This is a genomic window from Azotobacter armeniacus, from assembly GCF_054779355.1.
Genome location: NZ_BAAGYK010000105.1, coordinates 94125 through 103020, shown reverse-complemented (window position 1 = coordinate 103020; position 8896 = coordinate 94125). Strand labels below are relative to the sequence as shown.

At 68.5% G+C, this 8896-nt stretch carries 4 protein-coding genes; all 4 read right to left on the bottom strand.

What is annotated here, in order from left to right:
• On the bottom strand, positions 1–2644 hold a 2644-nt coding region (locus ACYVD0_RS14540), incomplete at its 3' end, for a condensation domain-containing protein (RefSeq protein WP_460427467.1).
• Between the two features lie 308 nt (positions 2645–2952).
• Complete coding sequence (locus ACYVD0_RS14535) at positions 2953–3210, bottom strand: MbtH family protein (protein ID WP_460427466.1); 258 nt, start codon at positions 3208–3210, stop codon at positions 2953–2955.
• 548 nt (positions 3211–3758) lie between these two features.
• Positions 3759–8369: a type I polyketide synthase gene (locus ACYVD0_RS14530; RefSeq protein WP_460427465.1), complete on the bottom strand. Its 4611-nt coding sequence runs from the start codon at positions 8367–8369 to the stop codon at positions 3759–3761.
• Positions 8366–8896 (bottom strand): phosphopantetheine-binding protein (locus ACYVD0_RS14525; RefSeq protein WP_460427464.1); only part of this gene is annotated, 531 nt, incomplete at its 5' end. The genes ACYVD0_RS14530 and ACYVD0_RS14525, both read right to left, overlap by 4 nt.

The window sequence follows — 8896 nt, the reverse complement described above, 5'->3', positions numbered from 1 at the left end:
CCAGCAGCTTCACCCGGTCGCCGGTGCGGTACAGGCGTTCGCCCGGCTTGAACGGGTTGGCGACGAAGCGCTCGGCGGTCTGCTCCGCGCGGCCCTGATAGCCGCGTGCCAGACCCGCTCCGCCCAGGTACAGCTCACCGGCCACCCCCGGCGGCAGCGGATTGAGCTCGGGGTCGAGCACCAGGGCCTGGAGGTTGGCCAGCGGGCGGCCGAGCGGCAGCGTCGCGGCGCTCCGGTTCGCCGTCTCGGCCGGCTGGGTCAGCGCGCCGACGCAGCTCTCGCTCGGCCCATAGTGGTTGAGCACGCGACACTGCGGCTGCAGCTCGCGGACCCGCTCCAGCAACGGCCAGTGCGTCGCCTCGCCGCCGATCACCAGCGCCTGCCGGGGCAACACGGCGGCCGGGTCGGCCGCCTGCAGCAGCGCCTGCAGATGGCTGGGCACGATCTTGAGCACATCGATGCGCTGTTCGGCCATGTACTGGGCGAAGCGGTCCGGATCGAACGCCCGTTCGGCATCGATCAGATGCAGGGTACGGCCGCTGCACAGCGCGCCGAAGAAGCTGGTGTGTCCCAGGTCCGCCGCGACGGTCGACACCATCGCCAGGTTGCCTGCCAGCTCGGGCAGGTCGAGCCGGGCCAGCACGGCCTGCACGTAGTTCGCCAGCGCCCCGCGGCTGACGACCACGCCCTTGGGCTGGCCGGTGGAGCCGGAGGTGTAGATGACGTAGGCCGCCTGTTGGGAATGCGGCCTGGGCAGATCGACCGAAGGCGCGTCGGTGGAGCAGAAGTCCAGCGCCAGCACCGGCACCTCCGGCTGCCACGCCGGCGCCTGCGCGGCCAGCAACCACTGCGCGCCGCTGTCGGCCAGCTGATAGGCCAGGCGTTCGGCGGGAAGCTGCGGATCGAGCGGCACATAGGCCACGCCCGCCTTGAGCGCTGCCAGCACGCCGAGTACGAACTCGCAGGAGCGCTCGGCATGGATGCCGACGCGCGCCTCCGGGCCGGCGCCCTCGACGCTCAAGCGTGCCGCCAGGCGTTCGGCATGGGCGTCCAGCTCGGCGTAGGTGAAGCAGCGATCCTCGCAGCGCACGGCCACGCCCTGCGGGGCGCGGGCCACGGCATCCGCCCACAGCTCGATCACGTCGGCGCGGGGGAAGAGCGTCCGCGGGCCCTGCAGCTCCGCCAGCGGCCCGGGAAGCGCCAGGGCGGCGAGCCTGCCCTCCGGCTGGGCGATCACCTGCTCCGCGAGGACTTCGAAGGCCTGGGCGAAACGGACGATGGTCGGCTCGTCGAACAGCTCCGCCGCATAAGCCAGGACGACCTGGATGCCCTGGGGCCGGTCGGTGAAGTCCAGGCTCAGGTCGAAGTGGGCCTGCCCCGCCGACAGTCCCTCGACACGGACCTCCAGGCCCGCCACGCTGCGCGTCGCCGGCAGTTCGTCCTGCTGCGTGCATTTCACCTGGAACAGCGGGTGCAGGCCGGGCTGCCGCTCGGGTTGCAGGGCCTCGACCAGCAAGTCGAAGGGCAGGTCGGGATGCGCCTGCGCGTCGAGCACCGTGTCCCGCACTTGAGTCAGAAAGTCGATGAAACCCCGCCGGGCGTCGACCCGGCTCCGAAGTACCTGCATGTTGAGCAGATACCCGATCAGAGCATGCGTCTCTGCCTTTTGCCGGTTAGCAATCGGTACACCGACACGCACGTCACTTTGTCCAGAAATGCGGTAGAGCAAGAACTTCAGCAACGCCAGCATCAGCATGAAGAGCGATGCACCATGCCTGCGCGCCAAACCGCGCAGACTCTCGCTCAACTCGGCCGACAATCTGAAAACGTAGCGACCTTCATCCGATGCCGATGAAATACCTCGCGGCCGATCCAACGGCAGCGCTATAGGCGGGTGTTCGTTGCCAAGGCGAGAGCGCCAGTACTCCAACTGGCGCTCTCCCTGCTCGCTCTCCATCCATTCGCGTTGCCACAGCGCAAAATCCGAAAACTGGATCGGCAATGGAGCAAGCTGGGCAGGACGGCCAGCGCAATGCGCCTCATAAAACGCCAAGAACTCATCGATCAGAATGCGTACCGACCAACCGTCACCGGCGATATGGTGAAGCGCAAGCGCAAGGATGTGTTCGTCGTCACTCAGTTGGTAGAGCGTCGCGCGCAACGGCGGCTCGGCCTCGAGATTGAACGGTTGCGCAGCGAAGGTGCGCAGGTGACGATGCACCTCGCTCCTACTCGCCCCGGCAGGAAATGTGCGTAAGTCAATGGACGGCAATGGTAGACGTATGTCGAACAGGACGTTCTGAACAGGCACGCCGCCATCGCCCACCGAATAGACTGTGCGCAATATCTCGTGCCGCTCAGCAAGCGCATTCAGGCCAGATTCGAGCGCTTCCCTGTTGAGAGTCCCTTTGAGATGCAGGGCGCCTGGCATGTTGTACGCAGAACTTGCCGGATCGATCTGCCAGGTCAGCCACAGTCCGTGCTGGGCAAGCGACAAGGGAACACGATCCGGACTCTGGCGGCGAGGAATTGTGGGCGGCGTATTGGCAGATGCCTCCCCGCCTCGCAGGCGCGCCTGCAGCTTGGCGCGCTGCTCGGGACTGAGCTTGGCACGACGCTCGGAAAGATTTTTTGTGTCGTCCATGACGAGTCTCTCAAGTGGTTTCAGGTACAGGATCCGGGGCCGCGGCGGCCGGATCGGCGTTCTCGATTTCTTCGATCAGTCGGGTTTCGGCGAACGCCGCCAGCGCGGCGATCGTCGGGGGTCTTGAAGACAGCGGCGGGATGCAGCTCCACGCCGTAGGCACTGCACACCTTGGCGAGTGCTCCGTTAAAGAACCATTCCGGGTGCGGCTCCAGATGGGCGGCAAGCTGGCCCACGACCTCCAGCAACGCCACGCCGAGTGCCGAGAGCGTCTTGGCTTGCCGGGAACTCAGGCTGCATGGGGCGGGTCACTGCGCGGCCGTGGCCGGCGCACTGGCCGCCTTGGCAGCCTGTTCGTCCATCCATTGGCGCAGCGACGAGGGGCGCATGTCGGTCCAGCTCTTCTCGACGTATTCGAGAACGCTCTTCTTGTCGCCCTTCACGCCCTCGACGGCCTTCCAGCCGCCGGGGATGGCCTTCCACTGGGGCCAGAGGGAGTACTGTTCTTCATGGTTGACGAGAACGATGAAGGTCTCGTCTTCGCGGTCAAAGCAGCTGGTGGACATGGGCATCCTCATGCAGTTGAAGGGAAGCGAATCCGCGCCCTGCCGGCTTGAGAACCGACACGCGGGTCGTCTGCCTTCAAAGACGAAGCAGCCTGTGATTTATTTAGAGCAGATTCGTCCTATTCAGATTCGCCTTTTGAGGGCGATCAGGATAACGACATGCGTGGATAGCCGCTCCGTAGGTCGGGTTAGCGTAGCGTAACCCGACAGCCTGCCCGGCATTGCCCGCCGCGTCGGGTTACGCCCTGCGGGCTAACCCGACCTACAGTTGCAGCTGGGCGGCAAGAGCGGAAGCATTGCGAATAAATTCGCTACCAAAGCGGTACCAACCTCACGCCCTTGGCTCTCCGCCAACGGGAGAGTGCAAGACCTTGAAAGGGGTCGTGCTCAAACCTGGCGCAACTCTCAAAACGAGAAGGAAAGCTGGATGTCATGGCGCTTGGAGGAGCATCGCTTCGGAAGCCTGGACAACCAGGACGGCCCCGCATGCCGGGTGATGTGAGAAGGGGGCCGATCAAGGATCGCCCCCTATCCCCATCAACAGCCTCTCAAGCGGTTTCAGGCGCGCGATCCGGAGCCGCGGCGGCCGAATCGGCGTTCACGATTTCTTCGATCAGTCGGGTCTCGACGAGCACAGCCAGCGCGGCGATCGTCGGGGTCTTGAAGAAGGCGGCGGGATGCAGCTCCACGCCATAGGCACTGCGCACCTTGGCGAGCAGCTGGATCGCCAGCAGGGAGTCGCCGCCCAGCTCGAACAAATTATCGTCGACGCCGAGCGGCGCGATACCCAGGAATTCGCTCCACAGCGCCGCCAAGTCCTCCTCCAGCTCGCCGTCCGGCGCCACATACTCGGTCTGGAGCGCCGGACGTGCATGCTGGTGTCGTCTGGCAACCGGCTCGGGCAACAGGCGGTCGGCAAGCTCGGACGATTGCATCTGCGCGAATTGGCGCTCGAGATCGAGGGTGGAAACCAGCGTTTGCGCTGCTTTCGGACCGGCCAGCAACCGCTCGAGCAGCTCCCCGCCTTGTGCCGGCGCAATGCCGACCTCTTCCGGCAGCCTCTGCCCTGCCGCCATGCCGACCTCTCGCCAGGCATCCCAGTTGACCGACAGCACGAACCGGTCGGCTTGCCGGGACGCCTCGGCCGCCAGCGCATCCAGGAAGCAGTTGGCCGCACAGTAGTCGGCCTGACCGAAGCCGCCAGTGATTGCCGTGAGCGAAGAACACAGCAGAACGAAATCCAGCGGCTCGTCCTCGAGGGCTTGCAGAAGGTTCCGGGTTCCCTGGAGTTTCGGGGCGAAGACCTTCTCCACCTCCGCGCGGCTTCGGTTGGCGATCACCCCGCCCCCCGCCTCGCCGGCGGCGTGAACGACCCCGTGCAGGGCACCGAAGCGCTGGCGTGCCGCATCGATGGCCGCGCGCAGTTGGGCCGGGTCGACGACATCCGCCTGCAGGGCCAATACCTCGGCCCCGAAAGATTCCAGTTCGATCAGCCGCCGCAGCCGGGCGGGCAAGGCGTCGTCGGCTCGATCCGCCGATGCGATGAGCGCGGGCCACTCGTCCCGTGGCGGCAGCGCGGTCCGCCCGAGCAGCACCAGTCGCGCCTGCCACGCCTGCGCCAGATGGCGCGCCAGCGCGAGCCCGACGCCGCCCAGGCCGCCGGTGATCAGGTAGACACCCTGCTTGCGCAGCCGCTGGGTAGCCGGCCCGTCGCGGCGCACGGATTCGAACGTCTTGACCCAGCGATGCGGGCCACGATAGGCCACGACAGGCTCGCCGCCGGCCGAGTCGACCGGCGCGCCCAGCTCCGCAACGATCTGCCGCACGAGCCGATCCTCCGCCACATCCCCGGCGGGCGGCAGGACGACATCGATCAGCCGGCAGGCGACGTTCGGGTTCTCCTGCGAAATGACCTTGCACGGGCCGTGCAGGGTCGCCTTCTCCGGGCTGAGCGGCTCGACGCCGGTGACATCCTCCAGCTGGTTCGCAACCACCGTGAGCATGACTTTCCGCTGGCCGTCCGGCGGGGCCGTCACATCCAGGGCCTGCGCCAGGGCGAGCAGGCTGTAGAAGCCGCGCTCCAGCACGTCGGCCCGCGGCGACGGCAAGCCTGCCGGGTCGAGGCTCCACAGGTGGCAGATGTCCGACAGCGGGCCGCTCTCGGCCTCGACGGCGCGCAGCAGCCGCTCGAAATCGTCGCGCTCGCCGGGACGCAGCACGTAGTGGCGTTCGCCGAGCCGGACGAACTCCGCGCCCCGCTCCACCCGGATCACCGGCCGCTGCGCGGCCTGCAGGTGCCGGACCAGCCGCTCGCCCAGGCCGTGGGCGTCGCTCAGCAGCAACACGCTGCCGCTCCGCTCGATCAGGTCCGCGGCTGGCGTCACGGGCTCGCTACGCTTCCAGGTCGGCACATGGAACCAGTCCGCGATGTCGCGCCTGCCCACCGCAGGTTTTACCGCCTTGCCGGCCGCCTCCCCGCTCGGCGGAGCGATCCAATACGACTGCCGCTCGAAGGGATAGGTCGGCAAGGGCACCCGACGCGGCCGGTCGCCGCCGAAGAAGCCGGCGGCGTCGAGTTCGAGGTCGGACAGCCAGAGCTGCGCCAGGCAGCGCGCGGGCTGCTCCGCGTTCAGTTCGCGGCGCTGCGGATGGCATTGCGTGGCGAGGACGGGCCGCGCACCGGCCTGCGGATGGCGCCGTGCCAGGGCGCTCAGGGTTTCGCCCGGTCCGACTTCCAGGAGGATGCGGTCGGGCTTGCCGAGCAGTTCCTCCAGGCCGTCGGCGAAGCGCACCGTGCCGCGCACATGGCGCACCCAGTAGGCCGGACTGCGGGCCTCCTCGGCGGTGATCCAGCGGCCGCTCAGGTTGGAAACGAACGGAATCCGCGGAGCGGAAAGCTCGATCCGCGACAGCAGCGCCTCGAACTCGCCGAGCATCGGCTCGACCAGCGCGGAGTGAAAGGCGTGGGAGACGTGCAGGCGGCGCACGGCGACGTCGCGGCCGGCCAGATCCCGCTCGGCGGCCTCGATCGCCGGCGTCGGTCCGGACAGCACGCACAGGTCGGCCGCATTGACCGCCGCCAGATCGCAGTCGGCCGGCATGCGGGCGCACAGCTCGGCCTCCGGCAGGCTGACGGCCAGCATGGCGCCGGCCTCGGTCGCCTGCAGCAGGCGGCCGCGCGCGGCAACGAGGTCGAGGGCATCCTCCAGCGAGAAAACGCCGGCGAGGCAGGCCGCCACGTATTCGCCGATGCTGTGGCCCAGCATCGCGTCGGGCTGCGCGCCCCAGCTCATCCACAACTGCGCCAGCGCATACTCGACCACGAACAGCGCCGGCTGGGTGATCGCGGTCTGCTCCAGGCGCGCGGCCGCCGCGGATTCGCTCGCCGCCGCGGAAAAGAGCAGCTCGCGCAGATCCAGCCCCAGGGTCGGTATCAACCGCTCGCAGCAGCGATCCAGGGTTTCCCGGAACACCGGCTCGCGCCCGTACAGGGCACGCCCCATGTCCAGGTGCTGCGCCCCCTGGCCGGGGAAGAGGAAGGCCAGCGTCGGACGCTCCGACAGGACCTGGCCACTGAAGAAGCAGGCGGGAGCGCGTTCCTCCAGCACGCGGATCGCGTCCGCGTGGTCGCGGGCAAGCGCGACGGCACGATGGGCGAACTGCCCGCGTCCCGCACGCAGGGTGTGCGCCACGTCGGCCAGCGCCTGTTCCGGGTGCTGCCTGAGGTGGGCGGCGAGTTGGCCTGCCGCGGCGTCCAGCGCCGTCTCGCTGCGCGCCGAGAGCAGCAGCAGTTGCATGCCGTCGCTCTCCGAAGTGGCGGTAGAGGACGACGCCGGGGCTTCCTCGAGGATGACGTGCACGTTGGTGCCGCCCATGCCGAACGAGCTGACGCCGGCGCGCCGGGGCGCAGCGGAGGCCGGCCAGGGCCTGGCCTCGGTGTTCACGTAGAAGGGGCTGGCGGCGAAGTCGATCTGCGGATTGGGCTGCCGGAAATTCAGGCTGGGCGGCAGGGTCCTGTGCTTGAGCGCCAGCACCGTCTTGATCAGGCCGGTAACGCCCGCCGCGGCGTCGAGATGGCCGATGTTGGTCTTCACCGAGCCGATGGCGCAGTAGCCACGCCGCTGGGTGCCGGCGCGAAAGGCCTGGGTCAGCGCGGCGATCTCGATCGGATCGCCGAGGGTGGTGCCGGTGCCGTGGGTTTCCACGTAGCCGATGGAGTCGGCCGACACCTCGGCCATCGCCTGGGCGGCCAGGATCGCTTCCGCCTGGCCATCGACGCTGGGGGCGGCATAGCCCACCTTCGCCGCACCGTCGTTGTTGAGGGCGGAGCCCTTGATCACCGCGTGGATGCTGTCGCCGTCGGCGAGGGCGTCGGCCAGGCGTTTGAGCACCACGATGCCGGCGCCGCTGCCGAGCACCGTGCCGGCCGCCTCTGCGTCGAAGGCGCGGCAGTGTCCATCGGGAGACAGGATCGCGCCGGGCTGGTAGCGGTAGCCGCCCTCCTGCAGCAGGTTGAGCCACACCCCGCCGGCCAGGGCCATGTCGGTCTCGTAATTCAAGAGGCCCCGGCAGGCCAGGTGCACCGCCACCAGCGAGGTGGAGCAGGCCGTCTGCACCGACACCGCCGGCCCGCGCAGGTCGAGCTTGTAGGCGACACGGGTGGCGAGCGAATCCTTGTCGTTGCCGTTCATCAGGCCCAGCAGGGAGGCGATGTCGCTGGCGCGCCAATCCACCGCCGGCAGCAGGTGGCGCAGCAGGTAGAGGCTGGCGCCGCTGCCCGCGTAGACGCCGGTGAGGCCGGGCGAAGCGCCGCCGCCGTAGCCGGCGTGTTCGAGGGCCTGCCAGGCGGTCTCCAGGAACAGGCGGTGCTGCGGATCGAGCTGCTCGGCGTCCCGCGGCGAATAGCCGAAGAAGCCGGCATCGAAGCGATCCATGTCCTCCAGCACGACCCCCGCCTTGACGTAGCCGGGATCGGCGAGCATGTCGGCGGGGACCCCGCGTGCGCGCAGCGCTTCGTCGCCGAAGTCGGTGACCGACTCGACGCCGTCGCGGATGTTGCGCCAGAACGCATCGACGTCCGGGGCATCCGGGAAGCGGCCGGCCAGGCCGACGATGGCGATCTCGACGCCCGTCATCTCATTGTCCATGGAATCACTCATGTCGGCGTCCTCTCGCTGGCTGGCCTGCGTTGCAGAAACGCCCCGCGCTGGCGCCTGGCCCGGTCCTCGGCGCGTTGCAGCGAAGCACCGTCCCGTTGGCCTCCCTCGCCGAGGAAGACCGCCAGGGACTCGATCGTCGGGTATTTGAAAAGCTCGACTACCGAGGGACAGACCTCGAGCCGCTCCTTCAGGCGATGGTGAACCTTGAGCAGCAGCAGCGAGTGGCCGCCGACCTCGAAGAAGCTGTCGCGACGCCCCACGCGCTCGACGCCCAGCACCTCGGCCCAGATCTCGGCGAGTTTTTCCTCGATCTCGCCCTGCGGCGCCTCGTAGGTCTGGCTGCCGGCCAGCTCGGGCTCGGGCAGCGCCTTGCGGTCCACCTTGCCGCTGGCGTTCAGCGGCAACGCCTCCAGCACCACGAGGGCGCCCGGCACCATGTAGTCCGGCAGCAGCCGGCCCAGCCGCTCGCGCAGCATCCCGCTGTCGAGGGCCTGGCCCGCCGGCGCCGACACATAGCCCACCAGTTG

Bases quoted from the DNA above. Each gene is read 5' to 3' on its own strand.
- ACYVD0_RS14530 (WP_460427465.1), bottom strand. From the start codon at position 8,369: ATGAGTGATTCCATGGACAATGAGATGACGGGCGTCGAGATCGCCATC.
- ACYVD0_RS14535 (WP_460427466.1), bottom strand. From the start codon at position 3,210: ATGTCCACCAGCTGCTTTGACCGCGAAGACGAGACCTTCATCGTTCTC.